Source organism: Rhodococcoides fascians A44A (genome assembly GCF_000760735.1).
GTDB lineage: Bacteria > Actinomycetota > Actinomycetes > Mycobacteriales > Mycobacteriaceae > Rhodococcoides > Rhodococcoides fascians_E.
The window spans coordinates 2,923,896-2,949,957 of record NZ_JMEX01000008.1; the positions used below are offsets into that span (position 1 = coordinate 2,923,896).

Here is a 26,062-nt window from a genome sequence, read left to right on the forward strand (position 1 = left end):
TCCATGGCCTTCCAGTCCCGGCTCCTGGACAACTACTTCAAGATCACCGAACGTGGATCCACCGTTGGATCCGAAGTGCGCGGCGGCGTCGTCACGTTCGTCGCGATGGCGTACATCGTCGTACTCAACCCGTTGATCCTCGGCAGCTTCTCCGCCGACGACGCCGCGGCCAAGACGGACGTGCTCGGCAACATCTTGCCGGTGTCGCAAGTCGCTGCCGTGACCGCGCTCGTCGCGGGATTCATGTCGATTCTGTTCGGCATCGTCGCCAACTACCCCTTCGGCATCGCAGCCGGACTCGGCATCAACACCCTGCTGGCGGTGACCATTGCGCCTCAGGTCACCTGGCCCGAGGCAATGGGTCTGGTGGTGATCGACGGGATCATCATCGTGCTGTTGGCCGTCACCGGATTCCGTACCGCCGTGTTCAACGCGATCCCGTCCGAGCTGAAAGCTGCGATCGCGGCCGGCATCGGAGCGTTCATCGCGTTCATCGGTCTGGTCGACTCCGGATTCGTCCGGCGAATTCCCGACGCCGCCGGTACGACGGTTCCCGTCGGGCTCGGCATCGACGGCTCCATCGCGTCGTGGCCGACGGCAGTGTTCGTCTTCGGACTTCTCCTCATGGGCATCCTCGTCGCACGCAAGGTGCGCGGTGGACTGCTCATCGGAATCGTCGTCACCACCGTCGTCGCGGCCATCGTCGAGGCCGTCACCGACGTGGGTCCGTCGCAGGGCGTCGACCCCAAGGGGTGGAACCTCAGCGTCCCGATTCTCCCGGATCAGCTCTTCCAGATCCCCGACCTGTCGTTGGTCGGAGATGTGAACCTGTTCGGTGCGTTCACCCGCATCGGTGTACTGGCTGCCAGCCTGTTGGTGTTCACCCTCGTGCTCGCGAACTTCTTCGACGCGATGGGAACGATGACCGGTCTGGGCAAGGAGGGGAATCTCGTCGACGAGAAGGGCACGCTCCCCGGCATCGGCAAGGCACTCGTCATCGAAGGCACCGGAGCCATCGCCGGCGGCGGGGCGTCGGCGTCGTCGAACACGGTGTTCGTCGAGTCCGCGTCGGGAATCGCGGAAGGAGCGCGTACCGGCCTGGCCAACGTCGTCACCGGTGTGCTGTTCCTCGCCGCGATGTTCCTGACGCCGTTGACCGCCATCGTCCCGATCGAAGCCGCGGCCCCCGCCCTGGTCGTGGTCGGTGCGTTGATGATCGGACAGGTCAGGGACATCGATTTCACGAAGTTCGAGATCGCTCTTCCCGCGTTCCTGACCATCCTCGTGATGCCGTTCACCTACTCCATCGCGAACGGTATCGGCGTCGGCTTCATCGCCTGGGTCATACTCGCGGTCGGTCGAGGCAAGGCCAAGTCGGTACATCCCCTGCTCTGGGTCGTCGCTCTACTGTTCGTGGCGTATTTCGTGGTCGGACCCATCACGGACGCGGTTACCTGAGCTCATCCTCGCTGCTAGGCGTAGTCTCCTCGCTGTGACGTCGGGAAATAACGTGAAGGACAACCGTGAACTGGCGAGCGACCTGTCGCTTGCCGTCGTGCGATTGACTCGTCATCTGAGGGGGAGACGAGTCGATTCGCAAGTGTCGTTGACTCAGCTGTCGGCCTTGGCCACGCTGAGCCGAGAGGGGGACATGACACCGGGGGCTCTCGCGGCTCGTGAACGCGTGCAGCCACCGTCGATGACCAGGGTCATCGCGTCACTGGCGGACCTGGGATTGGTGGTGCGCACCGCGCATCCGACCGACGGCCGTCAGGTGATCGTGTCGCTGTCGCCCGCCGGGCACACGCTCATCGCGGACGAGGCGAGTGCGCGGGAGGCGTGGATGACTGCGCAGCTGGCCGGGTTGAACGAGACCCAGCTCGCAACCCTGCGCGATGCCGTTGGGATCATCAGCGCGTTGGTGAGCGAGTCCGAATAGGCAGGGAGCGGAAGTGGAGCCTGCGGAACGACTCGTTAGATAGGTTTAATATCTATGGGGTGCCCACAGCCTCGCCGATGTTCGCTGCGCTTCGTACGCGCAATTACCGATTGTGGGCGTCGGGGCAGATCGTGTCGCTCGTCGGGACCTGGATGCAACGTGTTGCTCAGGACTGGTTGGTTCTGACGTTGTCCGGCGGTAACGGGTTTGCCGTCGGCATCGTCATGGCGTTGCAGTTCGGTCCGACGTTGCTGCTGTCGGTGTGGGGCGGTGTGCTGGCGGACCGCTACGACAAGCGCAAGCTTCTGATGATCACGCAGGTCTTCGCTGCGGTGTGTGGTCTGGTGCTCGGACTGTTGGACGTGGGCAACGTAGTCGAGTTGTGGCATGTCTATGTCATCGCCTTCGTGCTGGGGTGCTCGTCCGCCATCGACGCTCCGGTGCGTCAGTCCTTCACCATCGAGATGGTCGGCAAGGAGACTCTGTCCAACGCAATTGCATTGAATTCCATGACGTTCAACATGGCCAGGATCATCGGGCCCGCGATTTCCGGTGTCCTGATCACGCTCGTGGGAACGGGCTGGGTCTTTCTGATCAACGCAGCGTCGTTCGCCGCCGTCTTCGGTGCGTTGATCGCGATGCGCGCCAAGGACTTGTTCGCCGTGGAACGTGCCCCACGAGCGAAAGGGCAAGTACGAGCCGGTTTTTCCTACGTGTGGGGACGGCCCGACCTGCGAGTGTTGCTGGCGACGGTGTTCGTGGTGTCCACGTTCGGCTTGAACTTTCCGCTGAGTCTTGCGGTGTTGGCTCGGAACTCGTTCGGCAGCGGTGCCGATGCATACGGTCTGCTGTCGACGACGCTGGCGGTGGGCACTTTGCTGGGAGCGACGTTGGCCGCGCGACGATCGACGACGCCTCGGCTCCGGTTGTTCCTCGGGGCGGTCATCGCGTTCGGTGTGTTCGAACTTCTCGTCGGCCTGATGCCCAACTACCTGCTCGTTGCGCTGCTGCTGATTCCGACGGGTGCACTGAACCTGACGTTCTCGACGTCGGCGATGAACATACTGCAGATGTCCGTGCCGTCGGACATGCGTGGACGAGTCATGGGTATCTACATGCTCTGTTTCCTCGGCGGTACACCGATCGGAAGTCCGGTCCTCGGGTGGTTGGCGGACGTACTGGACCCCCGCGCCCCTCTCGTCGTCGGCGGCGTCGTCTCGCTCCTGACCGGCGTCATCGCGGCCGTGTACCTGCTGAAGCACAACGGTTTACGGATCGGGGTCAGCCGGGCCGCGCCCGGTCGTCGGCTGCCGTCCCTGGAAGTGACGTCAAATCCAGCCGTGGCGTCGCGCAACGGCTGACGCCTCGTGCCGATTGGCTGCTCCCAGTTTCGCAGCGGCCGAGGACAGGTAATTGCGTGTGGTTCCCTGGGACAGGTGAGCGCGTGAGGCGATTTCGGCGATGGTCGCGCCGTCCGCCGCGAACTCGAGCACGTCCGCTTCACGCGGGGTCAGTGGAGAATCTCCCGCGCCGATTGCTTCCGCGGCGAGCGATGGATCGACGTATCGGCCGCCGCCGTGCACGGTCCGGACAACTTCGGCGAGCGTCGCGGCCGATGTCGTCTTCGGTAGGAACCCGCGAACTCCGGCTTCCAATGCTTTCTTGAGATATCCCGGCCTGCCGTGGCTGGTCACGATGATGGCGGCACAGGTGGGGACGGCGTCGGCAATGAGACCCGCGGCCTCGATACCGTCGATTCCGCCCATCTGCAGGTCGAGAACAGCGATGTCGGGTGAGTGTTGCTGCGCCGCGGTGACGGCTGCTTCCCCGGAATCGGATTGCGCCACGATGTCGATGTCGTCCTCCAGCGACAGCATCGTCGCGAGGGCGGAACGGATCAGGTTCTCGTCGTCGGCCAGGAGTACGCGAATCATGAACCAACCTTAGGAGTGGAGCCTGCGGAATGACCGGGGTGGGCGGGAGTGGAGCCTGCGGAATGACCGGGGTGGGCGGGAGTGGGGTGGGCGGGGGTGGAGGTGCTCGTCGATGCCGATGCCGATGCCGATGCCGAGGCGAAGGTCGCGGTAAGGGTGAACTCGTCCTCGGTGAGGGTGGTGTCGACGGTTCCGCCGACGGCGGCGAGTCGTTCCCGGAGTCCTGCGAGTCCGGTGCCGTCGGTTGTCCGTTGCCGGTGGGGGACGTTGTTGGTGATGCGGACGGAGTTCTCGGTGACGTCGAAGCTGCTGTGGGTGGCGTCGGAGTGGCGGAGGATGTTGGTGGCACCTTCGCGCACGATCCAGGCGGCAGCTTCGCTGAAGTGGGGTGAGACGTCGTCGGGGCTGCCGGTGACGGTCGTCTCGATGCCTGCGGCCCGCAGGAGCGAGCATGCTCCGTTCAGTTCGGCGGCGAGGTCGATCGAGCGGTATCCGCGGACGAGTTGTCTGGCCTCGGTCATGGAGTGCTGAGCCAGGTCTCGGACTTCCTCCATCTGCTCGGCGGCGCGCTCGTCGCCGCGTCGGGACAGTGTGGCGGCGAGTTCGCTCTTGACCGCGATGGCGGACAGAGCGCGGCCGACGACGTCGTGCAGGTCGCGGGAGAATCGAAGTCGCTCCTCGGCGACGGACAGCAGGGCTGCCGCCTCCCGGGACGCGTCGAGTTCGGTGACGACGGCCAGTAGCCACATCGACAGCTTGACCGTGGCTGCCATACCCACCACGACTACGAATGCGATGACGCCGGCGAGGGGGCCGTAAGGGGAGACGCCGGTTGCGACTCCGGCGACCACCCCGATGGCCGCCGACCACCGGAGCGGGATGAGGGCCGTCACCGGGATGGCCACGATGAGCAGTGCCCACATCTTGAACGTGGCCGTTCCGGCGATCCCCGCCACCACTGCAGCGACCGCCGTGACGGCGAGGGGCCACCGAATCTCGCCGGTGCGCATTCCGCCGATGATCGGCATCCGGTGCACCGTGATCACGGTCGCGCCCGCGGTGACGGCGAGAGCGACTCCGGACACCCACAGTCGTTCGGTCACCGATTCTGCGAGCGCGACCACTCCGAGAAGGACAATGATGCTCACGAACGACTGGCGGGTGTAGAGCCGCACTTTGTCGACGTCGCTGGTGTCCCGCCATGTCGTTCGCGGATCGAGGTAGCGCCGCAGGTTCATGTCCTCCACCTTTCCAGAGCGTGACCGAGGACTCTAGGCACGTGGTTCCCAGCGGAAGTGTGTCTTGGCGATCACGATCGACCCGACGATCCACGCGGCGATGACCAGAATCGGCTTCAGGGCGGGGGAGAAGGTGTCGGCGAAGGCGAGTGCGGCCGAATCCGGATCGGTGGTTCCGAGCCACCCCAGGTTGACGACGTCGAGGACGGCCGCCATCGGAGTCAGGTCGATGACCGTGTCCACCGACTCGGGAACGATTCCCCGCAGGAACGACGTTCCGGCCATGGCGACGAGGATGATCGGCAGGCTGGTGATCTGTGCTGCCTCGGCGTTGCGGGTGAACGTCGACGTGATCAGGGCCAGCGCGGCGAACAGTGCTGCGCCGCCGCCGAATCCGATCACGAGGAGTATCGGGTTGACGGGGAGTCCGCCTCCCAGGACTGCGATGACGGCGACGATGACGATGGTCAGGAGAATCGTCAGGGCGAACGACGGTACGGCCGGGCCGAGCAGGATCTGATTGTCCGTGGCTTCACCGGTGCGAAGTCGCTTGAGTACCAGCTCGTCCCGTCTCGTGGCGTACGCCGAGAGCAAGTTGTAGTACACCAGGAACACGAGCAGGAACAGGGAGAAGACTTCGAGGGCGGAGGACACGATCGTGTCGGTCAACCCCGCGTCGCTGTTCCGCCCGATGATCAGGACCACCACGGGGAACAGCAGCGGCATGATCATGGCGTTGAACAGCAGTACTCGGTTGCGAACGAGGAGTGTGAACTCCGAGCGCGAGAGAGTGGCCAGGGTACTCATGCTGCAACTTCCTTACGATCGTCGAATTCGTCTGCGATGGAGAGGAACACGGTTTCCAGCGATGCGGCGCGGGCGTCGAGTCCTTCGAGGCGTACTCCGGACTGTCGTGCCCACAGCAACAGGTCGGTCAACGTGTCCTGCACGGTCTGGGTGGAGATGACGAGGCGACCGCCTTCGATGTCGAGCGTCGCCCCGGGTAGCTCGGGGAGCGTCACGGGTGGGAGTTCCAGGTGGATCTTCGCGGGATGCCCGGAGATGACGTCGGCGACGGTTCCGCTACGGACGACGCGGCCCTTGTGCATGATCGCGAGCCTGTCGCACAACTGCTCGGCTTCGTCCAGGTAGTGCGTGGTCAGCATGATCGTCACACCTGACTGCTTGAGTTCCTCGATCAAAGTCCATGTGTTGCGGCGACTCTCGGGATCGAGACCCGTCGTCGGTTCGTCGAGGAACAGCACCCGCGGCTGCCCGATGATCGCGCACGCCAGGTCCAATCGTCGTTGCTCGCCGCCGGAGAGGAACTTGACCCGGGTGTCCGCGCGGTCCGCCAGATCCACTCGGGCGAGGACGTCGCGTGCCGGCAGCGGGTTGCTGCACGTGCCCGCCCACATCTCCAGGCTCTCGAGTGCGGTCAGGTCGGATGGAAGTCCGCCCTTTTGAAGCATGATCCCCAGATTCGGGCGCACGTCGCGGCGGTCGCGGACCGGATCCATGTCCATGATGGACACCGTCCCTTCGCTCGGACGCGAAAGTCCTTGGATCACTTCGAGAGTGGACGTCTTACCGGCGCCGTTGGTGCCGAGGAGTCCGAACAGTTCGCCCTCCCGCACCGAGAGATTCAGGTCGCTGACCGCCTCGAACGCCGTCTTGCCGGTGCCGTAACGACGGGTCATGCCGTCGACGTCGATGATGCTCATCGCTTGCCCCACTCACGAAGACCGAACGCGAAGCGTGCCGCGAGGAACACGACCGCGACCGCGGCGACGATCCACACGAGCGTGCTGGTGCCCACGAGGGCGATGACGGCGGCCAGGAGGGCAAGGGAGATGACGATGACGACGACCTCTCGCGCCATCGTCGGCGCGGGGCCGAACTCCATCAGGTCGGTGAAGAGGTTTCCTTCGTCTGGTTGTTTCATGAGAACAACTTTCGTCCGATCCGGCCGCGGCCAGTAGTGCTGTGCGTCATCGGCTGGCGTGACGATGTCACGGCCGAGCCATGACAAATGTCAGGGGGCGGAGACGAGCTCCACCTGATCTCCACCCGTGGGTCGATACGAATGCACTCGATCGTTCCTAGCGTTGTGGACATGAACATCACCTGGATCGTCCTCATCGCAGCCCTGGTTCTCTACTTACTGTTCCGCCGCATGACGGGTCAGATGATCGAAGTTCGCCGGACATTGGTGCTCCCCGGGGTCATCGCGGTCATCGGCCTCGCGAGTATCGGCTCCGTCGGCATCACCCCGATGGCCGTTGCCTTCGTGGCGTTCGGCGTCGCCGTCGCCGCGGCTCTGGGAGTGCTTCGCGGGTTCACCATCAAGATAGAACCCCGCGACGGCTTCGCCTTCATGCGCTACACGGTCGCGTCGGTGGCCCTGCTGATCGCGTCGGTTGCCGTACGTCTGGTCGCGGCACCGATCGAAGCCTCCATCGACGCGTCGGCGGCAACCGTCGCAGGACACGCGCTGATGCTGTCGCTGGGCGTCGGCTTCCTGGCCGAGGGCCTTGTGGTCCTCTACCGCGCCACGCGTACCGGGCACGCCATTGCATGGCAGGCACGCAAGACCGGTGACCACGCGGTGTGGCGGCACGGAGCCGCCCGCGCGGCGTGAGTGACAGACTGAATCCGTGCTGACCCCGTACTTCGCGGCGGTGATCGTCGTCGCCTCGTTCCTCACCCTCCGCCCACTCGGGGTGGAGGGTGAGGGCCTTCTCGTGCTGTGCCTGCTCGTCGTCAACAGCGTCGTCATGTCGGTGCGGACGGCGCCGGAGAAATGGGTGCCGGCACGGGTGGGCAACGGCTTGATCGGTGTCGGAATCGTCGCCTCCGCGGCCCTGCTTCCGTTCGCGACCGATTCCATCGCCTCGGTGTTCCCGTTCTTCGTCGCGGGCAGTATCGGGTACCGCTTCCGTCCGTCGGTGTCGTTACCGCTCGCGGCATCGGTGAGCGTCGCGTGTGCGGTGTCGCTCGCGATCGCCGACGCCTGCGGCATCGACACCTGGCCGCCCATTGCCGGATTGGTCGTCGGCATGCCGGCGCTTCTCGGTTATTCGCGACGTAACCGGGTGGCGGCACTGGAGGCACAGATTCGTGAACGAGCGCTCGCCGAACGGGCCCGGATCGCGCGCGACATCCACGATGTTCTCGCGCATTCGTTGTCCGGGGTGACCATGCAGCTCGAGGTCGCCGACGCGTTGCTCGACGGCAATCGGATCGAGTCCGCCCGCGAATCGATCAGACGGGCGCAGTCGCTGTCGCGAGAAGGCCTCGTGGAGGCACGTCGCGCGGTACAGGCACTGCGCGACGACGCCCTCCCGCTGGTGCCGACGCTGCGTGATCTCGTCGGCGATCAGGCGAGGTTCGAGGTGCACGGATCACCGCGAGAACCGTCGGTCGAGGGCTCGCAGTTCCTGATTCGATCCGTTCAGGAAGCGATGACCAACGCGCATCGGCACGCACCTCACGCACCCGTCGACGTCGCACTGACGTTCCACCCGAAGAGCATCGAACTGACCGTCGACAATCAGGCGTCCGAGTCGCCGAGCGCGGTCGTCGGCAGCGGGATGGGTCTGGTCGGAATGCGTGAACGAGCTGCCCTCGTCGGGGGTACGGCGACGGCAGGGCCGACCAACCAGGGGTGGCGCGTACACGTCACACTCGACGCATGAGCGTGCGCGTGGTGATCGCCGACGACCAGACGTCGGTGCGAGAAGCCCTGGCGACGATGCTCGATCTCGTCGAGGACATTTCCGTCGTCGCGACAGCGTCCGACGGCGAGGGGGCGATCGCGGAGGTGGACCGCGTCGATCCCGACGTCGTCCTGATGGACCTTCGCATGCCGGGGATCGGTGGGGTGGAGGCGACCGCGCAGCTGCATCGACGACACCCGGACCTGCCCGTCGTGGTGCTGACGACCTTCGCGGACGACGACTCCATCCTCGGCGCGCTCGGCGCAGGGGCCGTCGGATATCTGACCAAGGATGCCGGACGACACGAAATTGCTGCAGCGCTCCGCGCGGCGGTGGCAGGTCAGTCGGTACTCGACCGTGCGGTGCAGGCGCGCCTGCTGGCCGTCGCCCGACCTGCGGCGCCGACGGCTCCTCCGGTGGAGCTGACCCCGCGCGAAACCGAGGTGCTCCGTCACATCGCGGAAGGGCTCACCAACCGCGAGATCGCTTCGGCGTTGTTCGTCAGCGAAGCGACCGTCAAGACACACATCAACAACCTGTTCGCCAAGGCCGGGCTGCGGGACCGGGCGCAGGCCGTGCACTACGCCTTCACCAACGGCGTGGTCGGCCGGCCGTAGATTTCTAGAAGGCCCAGCCCATGACCGAGGCGCGGTCGGTGGAGAAGGCGAGGTCCACGGTGTGCAGCGCTTCCGGGTCACGTGCCCACAGCCTCGACGCCGCCGCGAACCTGGTGGCGCTGTGAGTGCCGAAATACATCGCCGAGAGCACGTCGAGCTTCATCGTCGCGTCCGGTGCTGCTTCGGTACGCGTCACCGACGCACGTCCCTCGGAGATGGTCACGTCGAAGGTGCCGCCCGCGTTCAGGAACGGATCTTCGATCTCGAGGACGAACTGAGCGTCGACTCCGTACGTGCGGGCCTCCAACGCTGCCTCGACGTCCATGATCCGGCACCACAGTGCGTCGTGGTGGGCGGTGATCTTCGGTAGCCGATTGCTGGTGAGCAGGAACGGCAACGCTTCGTCGGGAGCCTGGTTCACTTCGATGGTGTCGACGAGGTCGACCCCGGCGAGTACCTGCCACAGCTCCGCGTACGCCTGGTCCGTGACGGCGATGAATTCCTGGACGACGATCTTGGACTCGGTGGGGCTGCGCCGGTAGGCGACGTAACCGTCGGCGTGCGCGATGAAGAACAGTTCGGTGAGTCCGTGCCTCCGGTTCTCGCGGTCCGCGAAGAAGCGCTCCCAGCGAATGGGCGGTTTGGGCTGGGCCCCGGCCGTCCTGCGCTGCCACCGGTGATAGATGTCCGGGAGAAGGGTCGATGCCTCGGCCGACTCGATCAGGCGAACCCCGGTGACGGGAGGGACGTCCTTGTGGAACTGCGCGAACCGGCGATCGAGCACCACAGAATGTTCCTCGGTGGCAGGCCCGTAACCGAACCGGCCGTAGATGGTGGCTTCGCTCGCGGTGAGAAGCGACAGCGGCGCACCAGCCTTCTCGAGTTTCTCGTGTTGCCGGGTGAACATGCGTCGCAGGATTCCGCGCCTGCGGTGCGTCGGCGCGACCGATACCCACGACACACCCGACGCCTCCACCTGCGTGCCGCCGGGGACCGTCACCGACATCGGGAAGTGCATCGCGACTCCGACGGGCGCATCCCCGTCCCACGCCATGACGACGTGTTCGGAGCTGGTCAGTATCTGTGTCTCCGCCAGGTCCTCGGAATTCTGGTGCTCTCCGAACGCGTGCGCGTCGAGCAGCGCGACGGCATCCCAGTCGTCGTCGGTGGCGGTACGGATCGTGATCGTGTCGTCGGTAGTCATCGCTCCTCAGCTTGGCATAGACGGGGACGCTTTTCATACGGGTGGGAAGATGGACACGTGGTACACGTAATCGACATCGAAAACTCCGCGGACCCGCGGCTCGACGACTTTCGCGATCTCAACTCGTCCGACCGTCGACCCGATCTGCCCGACGGCAAAGGCCTGGTGATCGCGGAAGGTGTGCTCGTGGCCGAGCGTCTGCTCACCTCGAGGTTCGCGCCCATCAGCCTTCTCGGTGTCGACCGCCGCCTGAAAGAGCTGGGCGACCGACTCGACGGCGTCGACGTGCCGTTCTATCGGGCGACCGCGGACGTGATGGCCGAGGCCGTCGGTTTCCACCTGAACCGTGGCGTTCTCGCCGCCGCGCACCGCCCGCCGGAACTGGAGCTCGCGGACGTACTCGACGGCGCCAGAACTGTCGTCGTGTTGGAGGGCGTCAACGATCACGAGAACCTGGGGTCGATGTTTCGCAACGCGGCCGGACTCGGTGCCGACGCCGTGCTGTTCGGTGCCGCGTGTGCGGACCCGCTCTACCGTCGCGCGGTGCGAGTGTCGATGGGGCACGTTCTTCGAGTGCCGTTCGCCCGCGTACCGGAGTGGCCTCGAGGTCTGAAGATACTCCGGGACAGAGGTTTTCAGACCATCTCGCTGACGCCCAACCCGTCGGCGATTCCTCTGGCGGAGGCGATGACCGGGGAGAAGGTGGCCCTGCTGCTGGGCGCCGAAGGGCCAGGACTGACCGAACACGCGATGCGCGCCACCGACGTCAGGGCCCGGATCCCGATGGCGCCCGGTACCGATTCGCTCAACGTCGCCACGGCTGCCGCGATGGCGTTCTACGAACGTGTTCGGCTGCAGCCGTCGTGACCGACAGGGCCGTGGCACGCGACCGTGACGTGTTGTTCACCGGCATCCCGGTGGCAGTGTTCGTGGCCGTACTCGTCGGCGCTGCCCTGACGGCGTTCGGACGAGAACTCGCCCACATCAACGTGTTCCTCGCGATCGGGATCAACCTGATCGTCGTCGGCGGTGCGGCTCCGACCGTACTGCGGTGGCGGTCGACGCGGGTGTGGCGATGGCCGGTGTACGGCGTGTGCGTCGGCGGGGTGCTCAGCTTTGTGGCTCTGGGGATTTCCGTCGCAGCCAACGCATGAACTTGCGATCGGTCGGCGCGGACACCGGTGCGGGAGCTTCGGCGGCCGGTTCCTCGCCGGGTGTGTAGAGCGCAAAACCGGACGCGGGAACGGACATCGGATCGAACTCGTCGCCGCGCGGCGCTCCCGTGTAGCGGAACCCGAGCCATTCTGCGTTCGCTGCTTCCGCGAATTCCTGCGGGTGGAACGGAAGCGATTGTGGGTCCGGTAGCACCCCGGGCGGATAGATCAACGGGCGTTCGCCTGCCCAGAACGGTCGCTCCCACACCAGCGGCAGGCCGAGGTCCTCGTAGATGTAGATCGGGGTCGCGCTGAACGAGCGGCGAAGGGTTCCGCGTTCCCAGTAGGCGAACGCACCCCATGCGTTCTCCGGGTCGGTTGCAACGAAGTACGTGTGCTCCGAGGCGAGAGGCCGTACCCAGGACTCCGGGATCAACGACGGTTTGGCGATCGAGAGGTTCAGCGAACACACGACGGTGGTGCCCGGGTAACAACCGACGACGATCGCGTCGGGTCCGACTCCGGCGGACTGCGGCAAAGGGGTCGGTGCTGTCGGCAGCGCGGTGAGGTCGGGGATCAACCGGCCGACGAGGGCCGCGGCCGCAGCGTGATCGGACGCCGACGTCTCGCGTAACAAGGACGCCGGGTCAGGTGCGTCGGTGTACCAGATGGTCGATACTTTGACCCCCACTCCCGGCACCCTTCTCGACTGTCAGCGGTTCATGTCAGCTGTGCCCGCTGCTGCGGACACCCAGCAAAACATCTTCCCACGACGGCATGGCAGGTTTGCCCCTCTTGTCCTTTTTGGGTGCCGGAAGTGCATCATGTTTGGGCTCGTTCACAACGACGTCCGCCGGTTCGTCGTCGACGGCTTCGTCGAGTTCACTGTCCGCGGTGGTGCCGTAGTACTCGTCGAACGTCTGCTGCGACTCTTCCTGCGGGGCAACTTCGAGGGCTCGGACCGGCGCGAGACCGCGGAGCTGACGCCCGAAGTCCGGATCGACCAGCTCGGCCGCTGCGTCGTCCAGAGCGGTGATGGTGCCGCCGTGTCCGTCGGGCAGAAACTGCCAGTGCGCTTTGTTGGTGGTGCGGCCGGCCTGCCATTTCAGCTGCGCGACCCACTTGTTGTCCTCGTCCCGCCACGCATCCCACGTGGCCTCGTCGAGGTGGTGGCCGCGTGCGCGGAAGGCCAGTGCGACGACCTCCGCGAGGGTCTGGACCGCGGGGCCGTCGTGACGAAGTGGGTGACCGGATTGCGCCATCGTCGCGGCCTGCGAGCGTTCGAGCAGAACGGGATGGGCGAAGACCTCGACACGGCTCAGTGCCATTCCGGAGTCGCTTGCCACCTGTTCGACGGTGGCACCCGCTCGAATTCGGGCCTGGATCTCCTTGGGGCGAAGCAAACTGTCCATTTCGATCTCAATCTGTCCTAGTCGAGCGATGTCGCCGCGAGAGGCCGCGCGGAGTTTGTCGTCGGCCGGAAGCCGGAATTTGTCGCCGGTTTTGGGATCTGCGCAGATCACGTACTGCCCATCGGGTTCGAGACCGACCACGCGTAGATCCCGCACCTTGACCTCCTCATCGCGCCGACTCGCGATATCGTCCTCGTCGACAGTAATCCACTCGTGACGTCGAGCGTGTCTGCGACACGCACCCGCCGCGTTCTTGTCAAAGACTAGTCATTGCGCTAGTCGGGTGCACGGATTCCGTTGCCGCGTCGGCAATGTACCTGTCGCGGAGAGCTTTTGCGTCGTGATGCAGGAAGTATCCGCCCAATGTCAGTCCGATGCAGAGAGCCGTGGCGTGGCCGAATGCGGTGAACGACGGATCGGCGATCGCCGAGGCTCCGACCAGAGCCAGCCAGCCGCCCGCCCACAGCACGCGCCACGGTCCGCGTAGGTAGCGGATCAGCGATCCCGCAACGGCCGCGGCGGCATAGCTGACGCCGACGTCGACGGCTACGGCGAGTGAATCCTCCAGCCAGTCGGCGTGGATTCCGACGAACAGTCCGGCGGCGACGAGCACCGTCGCGCCGACGTGACCGGCGGCGAAAGCCAGCAGGAAGCGCGTCGACCCCGAGATCCACTCGGCGACCGCGAAGAGAAGGGCAACGGCGCCGAGCCACACCCAGTTCGGTTCACCGTCGGTCAGGAATGCGCTTGCGACGAGCGTGCCGACGTGACCGTCGCCGAGATTGTGCAGGTTGGTGCTGGCGCGAAGGAGTACGTGCCATTGTGCGTGGGGGCCGAGGTGTCCGACGAGTATCGCGGCAGTCGCGGCGAGGACCGAGTAGGCGATCGTGACTTTCAGTCGCAGAAGGACCGCCGGCCAACGCACAGGGCGCTCCCTTCGAGATAGTTGCAGATGCCAACTAGTTTAGCCCTCGAAGGGAACGCCCGTGCTGTGAGCTTGCTGCCAACCAGGTGCTGGTCAGCCGAGAGCCGACACGACCCAGTCGATGCTCTTCGTCAATGCGGTGACGTCGTCCGGCTCGATCGCCGGGAACATACCGACGCGCAACTGGTTGCGTCCGAGCTTGCGGTACGGCTCGGTGTCCACGACACCGTTGGCGCGCAGGACCTTCGCGACCTGGGCGGCGTCGACCTTCTCGTCGAAGTCGATGGTGCCGACGACCTGGCTGCGGTGCGCGGGATCCGTCACGAACGGGGTGGCGAACTCGCTCTTCTCGGCCCAGTCGTACAGACGCGAGCTCGAGTCCGCGGTGCGCTTGGTCGCCCAATCCAGGCCGCCCTTGGCGTTCAACCACTCGATCTGGTTGGCGAACAGCAACAGCGTGGCCACCGCCGGGGTGTTGTACGTCTGGTCCTTGCTGCTGTTGTCGATCGCGATCGGCAGCGACAGGAAGTCGGGAACCCAGCGGCCCGACGCCTGGATCTCGCTGACGCGCTCGAGCGCTGCGGGGCTGAACAGGCCGACCCACAGGCCACCGTCGGCGGCGAAGTTCTTCTGCGGGGCGAAGTAGTAGACGTCGGAGTCGGCGACGTTCACCGGGAGGCCTCCCGCGCCACTCGTCGCGTCGATGGCGATGAGCGCGTTCTCGGAGCCGGCCGGGCGGCTGACCGGAATGGCCACACCCGTCGACGTCTCGTTGTGCGCCCAGCCGATCAGGTCGACGGACGGATCAGACGTCGGCTCCGGAGCGCTACCGGGCTCTGCCTTCACGACGATCGGGTCGCCGATGAACGGGTTGTTCTTTGCGACCGAGGCGAACTTGGAGCTGAACTCACCGTTGGTCAGGTGCAGCGACTTCTCGCGGATCAGACCGAAAGCCGCGGCGTCCCAGAATGCGGTGGTTCCACCGTTACCGAGCACCACCTCGTACCCCTCGGGAAGGCTGAAGAGATCCTTCAGGCCACCACGCACCCGTGCAACGACGTCCTTGACGGGCTTCTGACGGTGGCTCGTACCGAACACGGACGCACCGACATCCACCAGAGACTGCAGCTGCTCGGGGCGAACCTTGGACGGTCCGCAGCCGAAACGTCCGTCGGCGGGCAGAAGATCAGCGGGAATGATCGGCAATTCGGCCATTGAGCAGCGCATCCTAAGCATCGAGGGAACTGGCACGTACAGGCTAGTCCAAGAGGGTCGATCACAGGTCGCCGGTCTCCACGCGCACGTTGCCCTGGACGCGAGGGTTGCAACCTGCGCATGGGGCTGGAACCTGCGCGTTCACGGTCCGGTGGAGACCGAATGTGCCGTTCGGTCACCTGGGCGCGCCTGCGCGGGTTGCAGCGACTGCGCGTGTTGCAGTACGCGCTCCCACTGAAACCCGCGCGTCGACCGACCGCCGGACGCTGCGCCGGTGTCAGACGATCTGTCCCCAGCCGTCGACGGATTCGGGGGTGCGTGGTGCGGGGCCGGTGTAGATGGCGGCGGGGCGGACGAGTTTGCCGAGGCGTTTCTGTTCGAGGATGTGGGCGCACCATCCGGCGGTGCGGCCGCAGGTGAACATGGCGGGCATCATCTGCGCGGGTACTTCGGCGAAGTCGAGGATGACCGCGGCCCAGAATTCGACGTTGGTTTCGATGGGACGGTCGGGGCGGCGTTCGCGGAGTTCGGCCAGAGCTGCTTGTTCCAGTGCTGCGGCGACTTCGTAGCGCGGGGCGTTCAGGCGCTTGGCGGTTGCGCGCAGGACGCGGGCGCGAGGGTCTTCGGCGCGGTAGACGCGGTGCCCGAAGCCCATGAGCTTTTCCTTGCGGTCGAGGATGCCTTTGACGAGGGCGCGGGCGTCGTCGTTCTTCTCGACTTCCTCGATCATCGGGAGGACGCGGGCGGGTGCGCCGCCGTGCAGTGGGCCGGACATGGCGCCGATGGCTCCGGAGAGTGCGGCGGCGACGTCGGCGCCGGTGGAGGCGATGACGCGGGCGGTGAAGGTGGAGGCGTTGAGGCCGTGTTCGGCGGCGGAGACCCAGTAGGCGTCGATGGCTTCGGTGTGCGCGGGGTCGGGGTCGCCTTTCCAGCGGGTCATGAAGCGTGCGGTGACGGTTTCGCACTGGTCGATCTTCTTCTGCGGCACGGCCGGCTGGTAGATGCCGCGTGCGGACTGTGCGACGTAGGACAGTGCCATGACCGAGGCGCGGGCGAGTTGGTCGCGGGCGGTGGCGTCGTCGATGTCGAGCAGGGGTTGATAGCCCCAGATGGGGGCGAGCATCGCCAGGCCTGCTTGGACGTCTACGCGGACGTCCCCGGTGTGGATGGGGAGCGGGAACGGCTCGGCCGGTGGGAGTCCTGGTCCGAAGCGGCCGTCGACGAGCAGTGCCCAGACGTTGCCGAAGGTGACGTGTTTGGCGACGAGGTCTTCGATGTCGACGCCGCGGTAGCGCAGCGCGCCGCCGTCCTTGTCCGGCTCGGCGATGTCGGTGGTGAACGCGACGACGCCTTCGAGACCACTGACGAAATCTTCGGGAACCTGTTGTACAGCCATGACCGTAGGACTCTCCTTGTAGCCTCGCGACTCGCGTTCGAGCTTGCCTGGTCAGAACTGTAGCGCTTCGTACCCGGGAGTAACGTGGCGGTTCGTGCACCGAGACAGGCAACCGAGCGACACCTCCCCTCTGGCCGATATGCGGGTCGACTACAAGCAGGACGCCGACGTGGATGCGGAGCGGCTGCTCGGCGGTTGGCTACCGGTGGCGCAGCAGTGGCTCGCCGACGCTGTCGAGGCGAAGATCGCCGAGCCCAACGCGATGGTTCTCGCGACCGTCGATGCCGACGGACGGCCGTCGACCAGGACGGTGTTGTGCAAGGGTCTGGACGCCGACGGTGTGGTGTTCTACACGAACTACGGATCCGACAAGGCGACCCACCTCGCTCACACCCCGTATGCGTCGGTGACGTTCCCGTGGATCGGTATCGAGCGTCAGCTCACCTTCCGAGGGTCCGTCCGAAAGGTGACCGCGGAGGACACTGCAGCGTATTTCGCGTCGCGGCCTCGCGGGTCGCAGCTGGGGGCGTGGGCGTCGCAGCAGTCGCAGCCGATCGATTCCCGTGAGGCGCTCGAGGCTGCTCTGGCTGAGGTTGCTCGCAGGTTCGACGGTGTGGATGTGCCGGTTCCGCCCGGTTGGGGTGGGTTCCGGCTGAGCCCGGAGACCGTGGAGTTCTGGCAGGGCCGAACCAATCGGTTGCACAACAGAATTCGGTTGACGACGTCGACTCGGCTGGTGGAGCGCCTGCAGCCGTGAATGCTCTTCGCGGTGTCCTGGCCGACACCACTCCGCTGAAGACTCCTGCCTATCGGCGCTTGTGGCTCGCCAACATCATCACCGTCATCGGTGCGCAGTTGTCGATCGTCGCTGTGCCGCAACAGGTATTCCAGATCACGCTCAGCTCGGCGTACGTCGGGTTGACGGGCGTGTTCGCGTTGGTTCCGCTGATCGTGTTCGGGCTGTGGGGCGGTGCGCTCGCCGACGTGATGGATCGTCGAACGTTGTTGATGTGCACCACGTTCGGTCTGATCGGTACGTCCGCGCTGTTCTGGCTGCAGGCGTTCCTCGATCTGAACAACGTATGGGTGGTTCTGGTTCTGCTGGCCGTCCAACAGGCGTTCTTCGCGGTCAACCAACCGACGCGTAGTGCACTGTTGCCGCGCATCCTGCCACCCGGACAGCTTCCGGCCGCGAATTCGCTGAACATGACGGTGATGAATTTCGGCGCCATCGCAGGACCGTTGAGCGCCGGAATCCTGATCTACTACATCGGCTTGGAGACGCTGTATCTGATCGACACGGTGTTCCTGTTCGCGACGCTGTGGGCGGTGATCAAGCTCCCCGCGATCCCTCCGGCGTCGGCGGGTCAGCGTGCCGGTCTGCGTTCGGTGTTCGACGGTTTCGCCTACCTGGCGACGCAGAAGGTGCTGCTCGCGTCGTTCGTGGTCGACATCATCGCGATGGTGTTCGGTATGCCCCGTGCCCTTTTTCCGCAGATCGCGCACGAAAGTTTCGGTGATCCGGCCTCGGGTGGGCCGGTTCTCGGCATGCTGTTCGCGGCGATGTCGGCGGGCGCGGTGGTGGGCGGTGTGTTCTCGGGATGGCTTCCGCGTGTGAAACGGCAAGGCATGGCTGTGATCGTCGCGATCATGGTGTGGGGTGCGGCGATGATCGGGTTCGGTGTCGCGGTCGGCCTGGCGTCCGACGGTGCGACGACGGTGGCGTTGTGGTTCGCGCTTGCGTTCCTCGCTCTGGGCGGCGGCGCCGACATGATCTCGGCTGCATTCCGGTCGACGATGTTGCAGACGGTCGCGACGGACGAGATGAGAGGTCGGCTGCAGGGAGTGTTCATCGTCGTGGTTGCCGGTGGCCCCAGGATCGGTGACGTCCTGCACGGCGCTGCGGCGGCGTCGGTGGGTACCGCGGCGGCGGCAGCGGGCGGCGGAGTGCTCGTCGTGATCGGTGTATCGCTTGCCGCGCTGGCTCTTCCGGCATTCATTCGGTACCGGGTCAGGAGCGTAGCCCGCGGAATGACCGAATAAGCCTGTCAGGTAGTGGACAATGGCAGCCATGGCTGACGCATATTCGATCTCGAGCGGGAGGTACCGGGCGGAGATCGCCGCGGCAGGCGCCGGTCTGAGGCTGCTCGAGTTCGACGGATCGCCGCTGACCGAGACGTGGGAAGTGGGCACCACACCACCGCTCTCGGCGGGATTGGTGCTCGCTCCGTGGCCCAACCGTGTCGCCGACGGTGCATTCACTTTCGGTGGTAGCGACCACCAGTTGGAGATCACCGAACCGTCTCGCAACAATGCAAGCCACGGTTTCGTGCGCAGGGTCGACTGGACTCTCGTGGACAGATCGGAGTCTCGCGTCGAGCAGTCGGTGGACATCGGGCAGCACCCGGGTTGGCCGTACAGCGTGGAGGTGACGGTCGTGCACGAACTGTCGAACAGCGGGCTCGTCGTGACCGCGTCGGCGACCAACACCGGTGAGTCCGACGCTCCCTACGGCATGGGTTTTCACACGTTCGTGCGCGTCGGCGATGTTCCGCTCGACGACTGCAAGTTGGAGTTCTCCGCCGGCACTCGGCTGCAACTCGACCCTGTTCGCAACCTGCCCAACGGTCCGTCGGTTCCGACCGCGGGTTCGGAGTTCGATTTCACGGCGCCGCGGCTCATGAAGGACGTCTGGCTGGACACTCCGTTCAGCGCCGAAGTACCCGACGCCGACGGCAAGGCCTGGCACGTTCTCCGCGGGCCGGACGGCACGGGTACCGGACTGTGGACGGACCGCGAGTTCGATTGGGTGCAGGTGTTCACCGCCGACCCCGGACATGATCAGGCGTACCCGGACCGTGGGCGCGCGGTGGCCGTGGAACCGATGACGTGCCCGCCCGACGCGTTCAATTCCGGCGTCGACGTGATCGTGTTGACGCCGGGGCAAACCTGGACCGGCTCATGGGGAATGGAGTTTCTGACGCGATGACGATTCTGGTGTGCGGCGAGTCTCTCGTCGATCTGGTCCCGGTGCACGAAGGCCCGTTGCTCTCTCCGAAGCTCGGGGGTGGCCCGTTCAACGTCGCGGTGTCGCTCGGTCGTCTGGGCACGAACGTGTCGTTCCTGTCGAGGGTGTCCACGGACGCGTTCGGGGAGCAGATCCTCGGCAGCCTGCGTGATGCAGGCGTCGACACCACGTGGGTGCAGCGCGGCGCCGAGCCGACCACGTTGGCGATGACCACCCTGGCGGACGACGGTAGCGCTCAGTACTCGTTCTACGCGGACGGTACGGCCGATCGGCTCGTCGGTGACCCGGGCGAGTTGCCGGACGAGATCACGACTCTGTCCTTCGGCACGCTGTCGCTTCTGTACGAGCCGGGCGCGTCGATGTACGCAGCCCTGCTGCACCGTGCGCACGCGGCGGGGAAGCTGACGATGCTGGACCCCAACATCCGTCCGGCTGCCATCGACAGCACCAGTGGAGACATCACGGCCGACGGTTTTCGTACCCGATTCAAGTCGTGGTTGCCGTCGGTGGACATCTTGAAGGTCAGCGAGGACGACGCGCACTGGTTGGGACTCGGACCCGAGGGGACGACGGTCGACGACTGGCTCGCGGCAGGCGTCGCAGCCATCGTGATGACGCGCGGAGGCGACGGTATCTCGGTGTTCACTTCGGCGGGCGAATTCTCGGTTCCCGGGGTGCCCGTCGACGTCGTCGACACCATCGGTGCAGGTGACACCGTGCACGGAGCTTTACTCGCGTATTTGACAAACGAGACCATTGTCACAACGCGTGACCTGAATGACATGGGCGCGGGAGACTGGAAGGCAGCACTGAGGTTCGCCGCGCGAGCAGCCGCCATCACGGTTTCTCGCCCGGGTGCCGACCCTCCGTGGGCGTCCGAGGCGCCGAGAGACTAGTTTCTCTATCGACTGCAGTAAGTGTCCGATTTAAGTACGTGTCCGTTACATGAGTTCGAGAGGGACCATTCGTGCCCGCTGAGAATGACGCAAAAGCCACCCTCGTTTACCCCGGTGGCGAACACAGCATGTCCATTGCCAAGGCAACCGAAGGCAATGACGGCATCGAGCTGGGTAAGTTGCTGGCCGAGACCGGCTATACGACGCTCGACGGCGGATTCGTCAACACCGCGTCGACGAAGTCTGCGATCACCTACATCGACGGTGCTGCAGGGATCCTGCGCTACCGCGGTTACCCGATCGAACAGCTGGCCGGCAAGTCGAGCTTCATCGAGGTGAGTTACCTGCTGATCTACGGTGAGCTCCCCACGGAGGACCAGCTCGAGAAGTTCACCGACAAGATCCGCAGGCACACACTGCTGCACGAGGACCTCAAGCGATTCTTCGACGGTTTCCCGCGCAACGCTCACCCGATGCCGGTGCTGTCCAGTGCGGTCAACGCGTTGTCCGCGTACTACCAGGATTCGTTGGATCCGAACAACCCCGAGCAGGTCGAACTCTCGACCATCCGCTTGCTCGCGAAGCTGCCTACCATCGCGGCTTATGCGTACAAGAAGTCCGTCGGTCAGCCGTTCCTGTACCCGGACAACTCGAAGAGCCTGGTCGAGAACTTCCTGACCATGACGTTCGGATTCCCGGCGGAGCCCTACGAGGTGGACCCGGAGATCGTGAAGGCTCTGGACATGCTCCTGATTCTGCACGCGGACCACGAGCAGAACTGCTCGACGTCGACGGTTCGTCTGGTCGGATCCTCGGACGCGAACCTCTTCACGTCCATCTCGGGTGGCATCAATGCTCTGTGGGGACCGCTGCACGGCGGCGCCAACCAGGCCGTCCTCGAGATGCTGGACAAGATCAAAGCGGAGGGCGGCGACGCCACCGACTTCCTGCGTCGGGTGAAGAACAAGGAAGACGGCGTGAAGCTCATGGGCTTCGGGCACCGCGTCTACAAGAACTTCGATCCGCGCGCCACGCTGGTCAAGGAGACCGCGCACAACATCCTCGGCAAGCTGGGCAACGGTGACGAGCTCCTCGACATCGCGCTCAAGCTCGAGGAGACGGCGCTCACCGACGACTACTTCGTCGAGCGCAAGCTGTACCCGAACGTGGACTTCTACACCGGGCTGATCTACCGCGCGATGGGCTTCCCGCCGCACATGTTCACGGTGCTGTTCGCCATGGGACGTCTCCCGGGCTGGATCGCGCACTGGCGTGAGATGCACGAGGATCCGACCACGAAGATCGGTCGGCCGCGTCAGATCTACACCGGTTACACCGAGCGCGACTACAAGGACGTGTCCTCGCGCTAGTCGTCACCGAGCGAAGAGCCGCCTGAACCTGTCACGGGGTCCAGGCGGCTTTCGTCGTTTCGGGGTGCACGTGTCAGTCGAGCACGGCCGTGGCCTCGACCTCGACCATGATGTCCGGTTCGCCGAGCGCGACGACTCCGATGAGCGTGATGGGTTTGACGGGGTCGATGCCGAGCTTCGCTGCGGCCCGCCCGACGCCTTCTCCGAGCAACGGCATCTTCTCGGCCGTCCAGTCGACGACGTAGACCGTCAGCTTCGCGACATCGTCGAACGTCCCGCCGACGGCGTTCAGCGCGGTGGCGACGTTGAGGTAGGCCTGTTCGACCTGCGCCGCGAAGTCGTTCTCCCCGACGCGGTTGCCGTCGGCGTCGCGGGCGACCTGGCCGGAAAGGAACACGAGCTTCGATCCTTCGGCGACCGAGAGTTGGCGGTAGACATCGGGTTTGGGCAGACCGTCGGGGTTGTGCAGGGTGATGGTCATATCTGGCTCCTTCGTCGGGGTTCCGAAAATATAACACTGTTATGTATTGTTGGGGAATGGTCAGAACCAAAGATCCTCGGATCAGGTCGATGCTCATCGAACGAGCCGCGCGAATGTTGGGGGACAGGCAGCCCGTGACGCTGCGTGCGCTCGTCAAGGACACCGAGGTCTCGACTATGGCCGTGTACACCTACTTCGACGGCCTCGACGGTCTGTGGATGGCCGTGCGGCAGGAAGGTTTCAAGAGGTTGGCCGCCATGTCGGAGGCCGCGGAGGTCACGGCGGATCCGGTCCGTGACCTGGCGTCGCTCGGATCGGTGTACACACGTAACGCGTTGGAGAATCCGGATCTGTATCGAGTGATGTTCGACGCGACGGTCGATCTGGAGGATCCGGGCGGCGCTGATGCGGTTCTGCAGCATCTGGTGCTGGGGATCGACCGTGCAAAGGATGCCGGACGATTCCGGGCGGATGTGGATTCGGTGGATCTCGCGCTTCAGGCTTGGATCGTCGGGCATGGGCTGGTCTCGCTCGTCGTGACCGGGCCGCTCGACGAGGCTGCGTTGGCCTACGGGGCGTCGATGCTCACGGCGGTGTACGTCGCCGCCGGCGACGACGAAGCCCGCTGCCGTGAATCCGTGGCAGCGGGCTGGGAGTTCGGGTGACCCGTCAGAACTGTCGGCGGTTCTTCAGGACCGGTAGGTTCTGGCGCACCGACTCGACCTGTGTGGTGTCGATGTCCACGGTCAGCATGCCGGGAGTCGTGTCGAGTTGACCCAGTACCTCGCCGGTGGGGGAGCTGACGATGGAGTGGCCGACGCCCAGGGGCGCGGTTCCGTTCGACTGCTCGGGTTGTGCTTGGTCGCAGGCGGCGATGAACGCCGTGGAGTCGAGGGCGCGGGCTCGGGCGAGCAGCGACCACTGTTCGGCCTTGCCCGGACCGGAGCCCCACGACGCGGCGACGACGACCAGTTGAGCGCCGAGGTCGCCGAGCTTCTGGAACAACGCGGGGAAGCGTATGTCGTAGCACGTCGCGAAGCCGATGCGTACACCGTCGATGTCGAGGACGAGCGGTTCGGAACCCGGTGCGACCGTGTCGGATTCGGCGAAACCGAAGGCGTCGAAGAGGTGGATCTTGTCGTAGCTCGCGTCGACGCCGTCGCCGGTGACCAGGAGGGTGTTGGCGACACGGTCGTCGTCGGCGGGGGTGAACATTCCCGCGACGATCGTGATTCCGACGCTGGACGCGATCGCACGGACGCCGTCGGCCCACGGGCCGTCGAGGGGTTCTGCGACGCCGCGAATCGGTCCGCCGAAGCACCGCATCATCGCTTCCGGGAAGACGACGACGGAGGATCCGGCTTCTTTGGCTGCGCGGGCGTGGGTGTCGATGATTCGCAGATTGTCCGATGGTTCAGTTCCACTGGTGACCTGGGCAAGGCTGATTCGGAGGCTGGTGCTCATCTGCTGATCTCCTGTTTCGTGGGCGCTGTGCATGGTTTCGTAGCGCGTCGAGAGGTATACATATCGTATGCAATCGGTGTCGGGTAGGGACAAGGCGTACTCGTTCGTTCGTGACCAAGTGCTCACGTCACCTGCGGCCACCGGAACATTTCTGAACGAGCAGGACCTGGCGACTCGAATCGGGGTGTCTCGCACGCCGGTTCGTGAAGCCCTGTTGATGTTGCAGGCGGAGGGTCTTGTCGAGATGGTACCCAAGCGGGGTGCTCACGTTCCCGCGATGTCCGGCCGCCAGATCGGTGAGTTGATGGAGTTGCGAGGCGTGCTGGAGCGTCACGCGGGCTCGGTGGCCGTCGGAACCGGCACCCCGCCGGTGGCCCTGATGCGCGACGCCCTCGGTGCTCAGGAGGTGCTCGCCGAGGTTCGAACCGATGATGCTGCAAAGGAATTCATCGACCTCGACGGCAGGTTCCATCAAATTCTGATCGATTCCGCCGGCAGTGAACTGCTGTCGCGGACGTACGCAGGCCTGCGGGCCCGTCAGCTGCGCGTCGGATTGACCGCGTTGTTCGCGGCGTCCGATCGCCAGCGCAACGTGTGCACCGAGCACGAGGCCATCGTCGTCGCTCTCGAGAGCGGCGACGAGGACCTCGTGCATCGGGCGATCGACGATCATCTGGAAGTCACACTGCAGATCCTGTTGAGGGCGTAGTCGCGCGAATGACCTCGTACTCCTCTTCCTCGGCACGGTCGGGGTTGCGTCCGAGTGCGAGGCCGAGGACGGTCAGGGCGCCGACGACGGCGACGTAGGCGACGATCAGCGTCCAGGTGTCGGTCTTGTCCAGCAGGAAGACGAAGATCAGCGGTGCCATGGCTCCACCGACCACTCCTGCGAGGGTGTAGGCGAGCGAGCTGCCGGTCGATCGCAGGCGCACGGTGAACTGCTCGGTGACGAAGGCTGCCTGCGGTCCGTACATGAACGAGTGGAACGCCAGTCCGACGACGACGCCGAGGATCAGCAGCGGCAGCGAGCTTCCGCCGATGATCAGGAAGAACACTGCGCTCCAGGCGACTCCACCGACGGCGGCGACGCCGTAGACGAGGCGGCGGTTGATGCGGTCGGACAGGGCGCCGGCGAGCGGGATCAGGCCGAGCTGGAATGCGGAGCCGATGAGAATGGCGATCAGAACTTCGCTGCGTTCGAAGCCGAGCTTCTGTGTGCCGTACGTGATGGAGAAGACGGTGAACAGTGCGTAGATGACGTCGGGGGCGATGCGGGACAGAATCGCGGCGATCAGAGGGCGACGCTGAAACTTGAAGACCTCGCTGATCGGCGCTTCGGAGCGATCTCCGCTTTCCTGGAGTGCCTTGAACACCGGAGTGTCCTCCAGCTTCAGGCGAATCCACAGTCCGAAGCCGACGAGTACTGCGGAGAGCAGGAATGCGACGCGCCAGCCCCAGGATTCGAACTGCTCCTCGGTCAGGGCGAGGGTGAGTGCGGCGAGAGCACCGTTGGCGAGGAGGTTTCCGGCTGGGGGACCGATCTGTGCGGCCGACGACCAGAAGCCGCGCTGACGGGGGTTGCCGTATTCGCTCGACAGAAGTACCGCGCCGCCCCATTCGCCGCCGACGGCCACGCCCTGGGCGAAGCGCATCGTGACCAGGAGGATCGGGGCGACGATGCCGATGGTGTCGTAACCCGGGATCAAACCGATGAGGAATGTGGTGACGCCGATCAGCAGCAGCGTGATGACCAACAACTGCTTGCGGCCGATGACGTCGCCGAGGCGTCCGAAGACGAATCCGCCGACGGGGCGTGCCACGTATCCGACCGCGTAGGTCGAGAAGGCCAGCAGGGTGCCGGTCAGTGGATCGCTGTCGGGAAAGAAGACGATCGGGAAGATCAGGGCGGCCGCCGCGGAGTAGACGGCAAAGTCGTACCACTCCAATGCGGTGCCCGTCAGGCTGGCCGCAAATGCCTTGACCAGGCCTTTCTTTTCGACTGTCTGCGCAGTCATGGCAACTCCTTCGTCTGTGCCTTGGATCACTGTATCCGTTGTACTGATTCCATAC

The 26,062-nt window shown here is 65.2% G+C and carries 29 protein-coding genes; 15 read left to right on the forward strand and 14 right to left on the reverse strand.

Annotated elements, in window-relative coordinates:
* The first annotated feature begins 3 nt into the window (after positions 1-3).
* The 3 genes from BH95_RS26040 (at position 4) to BH95_RS26050 (ending at position 3,300) form a co-directional block, all read left to right on the forward strand.
* Positions 4-1,458, forward strand: a complete 1,455-nt coding sequence (locus BH95_RS26040; protein WP_019667295.1) for an NCS2 family permease — start codon at positions 4-6, stop codon at positions 1,456-1,458.
* Positions 1,459-1,510: 52 nt separating this feature from the next.
* Positions 1,511-1,939 (forward strand): MarR family winged helix-turn-helix transcriptional regulator, encoded by a 429-nt coding sequence (locus BH95_RS26045; protein ID WP_019667294.1) that lies wholly within the window; start codon positions 1,511-1,513, stop codon positions 1,937-1,939.
* 77 nt (positions 1,940-2,016) lie between these two features.
* Positions 2,017-3,300: an MFS transporter gene (locus tag BH95_RS26050; RefSeq protein WP_170947491.1), complete on the forward strand. Its 1,284-nt coding sequence runs from the start codon at positions 2,017-2,019 to the stop codon at positions 3,298-3,300.
* Here the strand turns inward: BH95_RS26050 and BH95_RS26055 are convergent.
* From BH95_RS26055 to BH95_RS26075, 5 genes are read right to left on the reverse strand one after another with little or no spacing between them, the layout of a single operon-like run.
* Positions 3,268-3,873: a response regulator transcription factor gene (locus BH95_RS26055; protein WP_019667292.1), complete on the reverse strand. Its 606-nt coding sequence runs from the start codon at positions 3,871-3,873 to the stop codon at positions 3,268-3,270. The genes BH95_RS26050 and BH95_RS26055 overlap by 33 nt on opposite strands.
* Positions 3,870-5,111 carry a sensor histidine kinase gene (locus BH95_RS26060; protein WP_037185582.1) on the reverse strand — a complete coding sequence of 414 codons (1,242 nt, stop codon included), beginning with the start codon at positions 5,109-5,111 and terminating at the stop codon, positions 3,870-3,872. Before BH95_RS26060 ends, BH95_RS26055 begins: the two co-directional genes overlap by 4 nt.
* Positions 5,112-5,144: 33 nt before the next feature.
* On the reverse strand, positions 5,145-5,918 hold the full coding sequence (locus BH95_RS26065) for an ABC transporter permease (protein WP_020111515.1): 774 nt from the start codon (positions 5,916-5,918) through the stop codon (positions 5,145-5,147).
* Positions 5,915-6,835, reverse strand: coding sequence for an ABC transporter ATP-binding protein (locus BH95_RS26070; RefSeq protein ID WP_020111514.1), 921 nt, complete (start codon positions 6,833-6,835; stop codon positions 5,915-5,917). The genes BH95_RS26065 and BH95_RS26070 overlap by 4 nt, the downstream gene beginning before the upstream one ends.
* Positions 6,832-7,056, reverse strand: a complete 225-nt coding sequence (locus BH95_RS26075) for a hypothetical protein (RefSeq protein WP_019664355.1) — start codon at positions 7,054-7,056, stop codon at positions 6,832-6,834. The genes BH95_RS26070 and BH95_RS26075 overlap by 4 nt, the downstream gene beginning before the upstream one ends.
* 171 nt (positions 7,057-7,227) lie before the next feature.
* Here BH95_RS26075 and BH95_RS26080 point away from each other — a divergent pair, with 171 nt between their 5' ends.
* Genes BH95_RS26080 through BH95_RS26090 form a run of 3 tightly spaced genes read left to right on the forward strand, consistent with a single transcriptional unit; the run spans position 7,228 to position 9,447 of the window.
* Entirely contained in the window at positions 7,228-7,752 is a 525-nt protein-coding gene (locus BH95_RS26080) for a hypothetical protein (protein WP_230594381.1), read from the forward strand.
* A 16-nt stretch (positions 7,753-7,768) separates the two neighbouring features.
* On the forward strand, positions 7,769-8,809 hold the full coding sequence (locus BH95_RS26085) for a sensor histidine kinase (RefSeq protein WP_037184979.1): 1,041 nt from the start codon (positions 7,769-7,771) through the stop codon (positions 8,807-8,809).
* Positions 8,806-9,447 carry a response regulator transcription factor gene (locus BH95_RS26090; protein ID WP_019664358.1) on the forward strand — a complete coding sequence of 214 codons (642 nt, stop codon included), beginning with the start codon at positions 8,806-8,808 and terminating at the stop codon, positions 9,445-9,447. Before BH95_RS26085 ends, BH95_RS26090 begins: the two co-directional genes overlap by 4 nt.
* Positions 9,448-9,451: 4 nt before the next feature.
* Here BH95_RS26090 and BH95_RS26095 read toward each other — a convergent pair whose 3' ends face one another.
* On the reverse strand, positions 9,452-10,651 hold the full coding sequence (locus BH95_RS26095) for a GNAT family N-acetyltransferase (RefSeq protein WP_019664359.1): 1,200 nt from the start codon (positions 10,649-10,651) through the stop codon (positions 9,452-9,454).
* A gap of 57 nt (positions 10,652-10,708) precedes the next feature.
* On the opposite strand from BH95_RS26095, the gene BH95_RS26100 reads away from it, so the two are divergent.
* A complete protein-coding gene (locus BH95_RS26100) occupies positions 10,709-11,518 on the forward strand; it encodes a TrmH family RNA methyltransferase (protein WP_019664360.1) in 810 nt (269 codons plus the stop codon).
* Entirely contained in the window at positions 11,515-11,805 is a 291-nt protein-coding gene (locus tag BH95_RS26105; RefSeq protein ID WP_020111509.1) for a DUF2537 domain-containing protein, read from the forward strand. Before BH95_RS26100 ends, BH95_RS26105 begins: the two co-directional genes overlap by 4 nt.
* Here BH95_RS26105 and BH95_RS26110 read toward each other — a convergent pair.
* From BH95_RS26110 to BH95_RS26130, 5 genes are all read right to left on the reverse strand, one after another.
* Positions 11,762-12,496, reverse strand: coding sequence for a DUF6928 family protein (locus tag BH95_RS26110; RefSeq protein WP_019664362.1), 735 nt, complete (start codon positions 12,494-12,496; stop codon positions 11,762-11,764). The genes BH95_RS26105 and BH95_RS26110 overlap by 44 nt on opposite strands.
* A 34-nt stretch (positions 12,497-12,530) precedes the next feature.
* Positions 12,531-13,373, reverse strand: a complete 843-nt coding sequence (gene sepH / locus BH95_RS26115) for a septation protein SepH (RefSeq protein WP_019664363.1) — start codon at positions 13,371-13,373, stop codon at positions 12,531-12,533.
* A gap of 100 nt (positions 13,374-13,473) precedes the next feature.
* Entirely contained in the window at positions 13,474-14,142 is a 669-nt protein-coding gene (locus BH95_RS26120; RefSeq protein ID WP_020111507.1) for a rhomboid-like protein, read from the reverse strand.
* Between the two features lie 93 nt (positions 14,143-14,235).
* Positions 14,236-15,357, reverse strand: coding sequence for a phosphoserine transaminase (serC, locus tag BH95_RS26125; protein ID WP_019664365.1), 1,122 nt, complete (start codon positions 15,355-15,357; stop codon positions 14,236-14,238).
* 277 nt (positions 15,358-15,634) lie between these two features.
* A complete protein-coding gene (locus BH95_RS26130) occupies positions 15,635-16,753 on the reverse strand; it encodes a citrate synthase 2 (RefSeq protein ID WP_019664367.1) in 1,119 nt (372 codons plus the stop codon).
* A gap of 139 nt (positions 16,754-16,892) precedes the next feature.
* Here BH95_RS26130 and pdxH point away from each other — a divergent pair, with 139 nt between their 5' ends.
* From pdxH to BH95_RS26155, 5 genes are all read left to right on the forward strand, one after another.
* Positions 16,893-17,510, forward strand: coding sequence for a pyridoxamine 5'-phosphate oxidase (pdxH, locus tag BH95_RS26135; RefSeq protein ID WP_037184982.1), 618 nt, complete (start codon positions 16,893-16,895; stop codon positions 17,508-17,510).
* Complete coding sequence (locus BH95_RS26140) at positions 17,507-18,796, forward strand: MFS transporter (protein WP_020111505.1); 1,290 nt, start codon at positions 17,507-17,509, stop codon at positions 18,794-18,796. Before pdxH ends, BH95_RS26140 begins: the two co-directional genes overlap by 4 nt.
* A gap of 19 nt (positions 18,797-18,815) precedes the next feature.
* Positions 18,816-19,742 (forward strand): aldose 1-epimerase family protein, encoded by a 927-nt coding sequence (locus BH95_RS26145; RefSeq protein ID WP_037184985.1) that lies wholly within the window; start codon positions 18,816-18,818, stop codon positions 19,740-19,742.
* The gene (locus tag BH95_RS26150) at positions 19,739-20,677 is read left to right on the forward strand and encodes a carbohydrate kinase family protein (RefSeq protein ID WP_020111503.1); all 939 of its coding nucleotides are present in this window, start codon (positions 19,739-19,741) and stop codon (positions 20,675-20,677) included. The genes BH95_RS26145 and BH95_RS26150 overlap by 4 nt, the downstream gene beginning before the upstream one ends.
* Before the next feature lie 71 nt (positions 20,678-20,748).
* The gene (locus BH95_RS26155; protein WP_026347662.1) at positions 20,749-22,047 is read left to right on the forward strand and encodes a citrate synthase; all 1,299 of its coding nucleotides are present in this window, start codon (positions 20,749-20,751) and stop codon (positions 22,045-22,047) included.
* Between the two features lie 73 nt (positions 22,048-22,120).
* Here the strand turns inward: BH95_RS26155 and BH95_RS26160 are convergent, their stop codons facing one another.
* Positions 22,121-22,528 carry a RidA family protein gene (locus tag BH95_RS26160; RefSeq protein WP_019664373.1) on the reverse strand — a complete coding sequence of 136 codons (408 nt, stop codon included), beginning with the start codon at positions 22,526-22,528 and terminating at the stop codon, positions 22,121-22,123.
* A gap of 56 nt (positions 22,529-22,584) precedes the next feature.
* Here BH95_RS26160 and BH95_RS26165 point away from each other — a divergent pair, with 56 nt between their 5' ends.
* Positions 22,585-23,193 (forward strand): TetR/AcrR family transcriptional regulator, encoded by a 609-nt coding sequence (locus BH95_RS26165; RefSeq protein WP_020111502.1) that lies wholly within the window; start codon positions 22,585-22,587, stop codon positions 23,191-23,193.
* 4 nt (positions 23,194-23,197) lie between these two features.
* Here BH95_RS26165 and BH95_RS26170 read toward each other — a convergent pair whose 3' ends face one another.
* On the reverse strand, positions 23,198-23,992 hold the full coding sequence (locus BH95_RS26170; protein WP_026347663.1) for a carbon-nitrogen hydrolase family protein: 795 nt from the start codon (positions 23,990-23,992) through the stop codon (positions 23,198-23,200).
* Positions 23,993-24,059: 67 nt separating this feature from the next.
* On the opposite strand from BH95_RS26170, the gene BH95_RS26175 reads away from it, so the two are divergent.
* Positions 24,060-24,701, forward strand: coding sequence for a GntR family transcriptional regulator (locus BH95_RS26175; protein WP_019664376.1), 642 nt, complete (start codon positions 24,060-24,062; stop codon positions 24,699-24,701).
* On the opposite strand, the gene BH95_RS26180 is transcribed toward BH95_RS26175, so the two are convergent.
* Positions 24,673-26,007: an MFS transporter gene (locus tag BH95_RS26180; RefSeq protein WP_019664377.1), complete on the reverse strand. Its 1,335-nt coding sequence runs from the start codon at positions 26,005-26,007 to the stop codon at positions 24,673-24,675. The two genes, BH95_RS26175 and BH95_RS26180, sit on opposite strands and share 29 nt — an antisense overlap.
* Between the last annotated feature and the right edge of the window lie 55 nt (positions 26,008-26,062).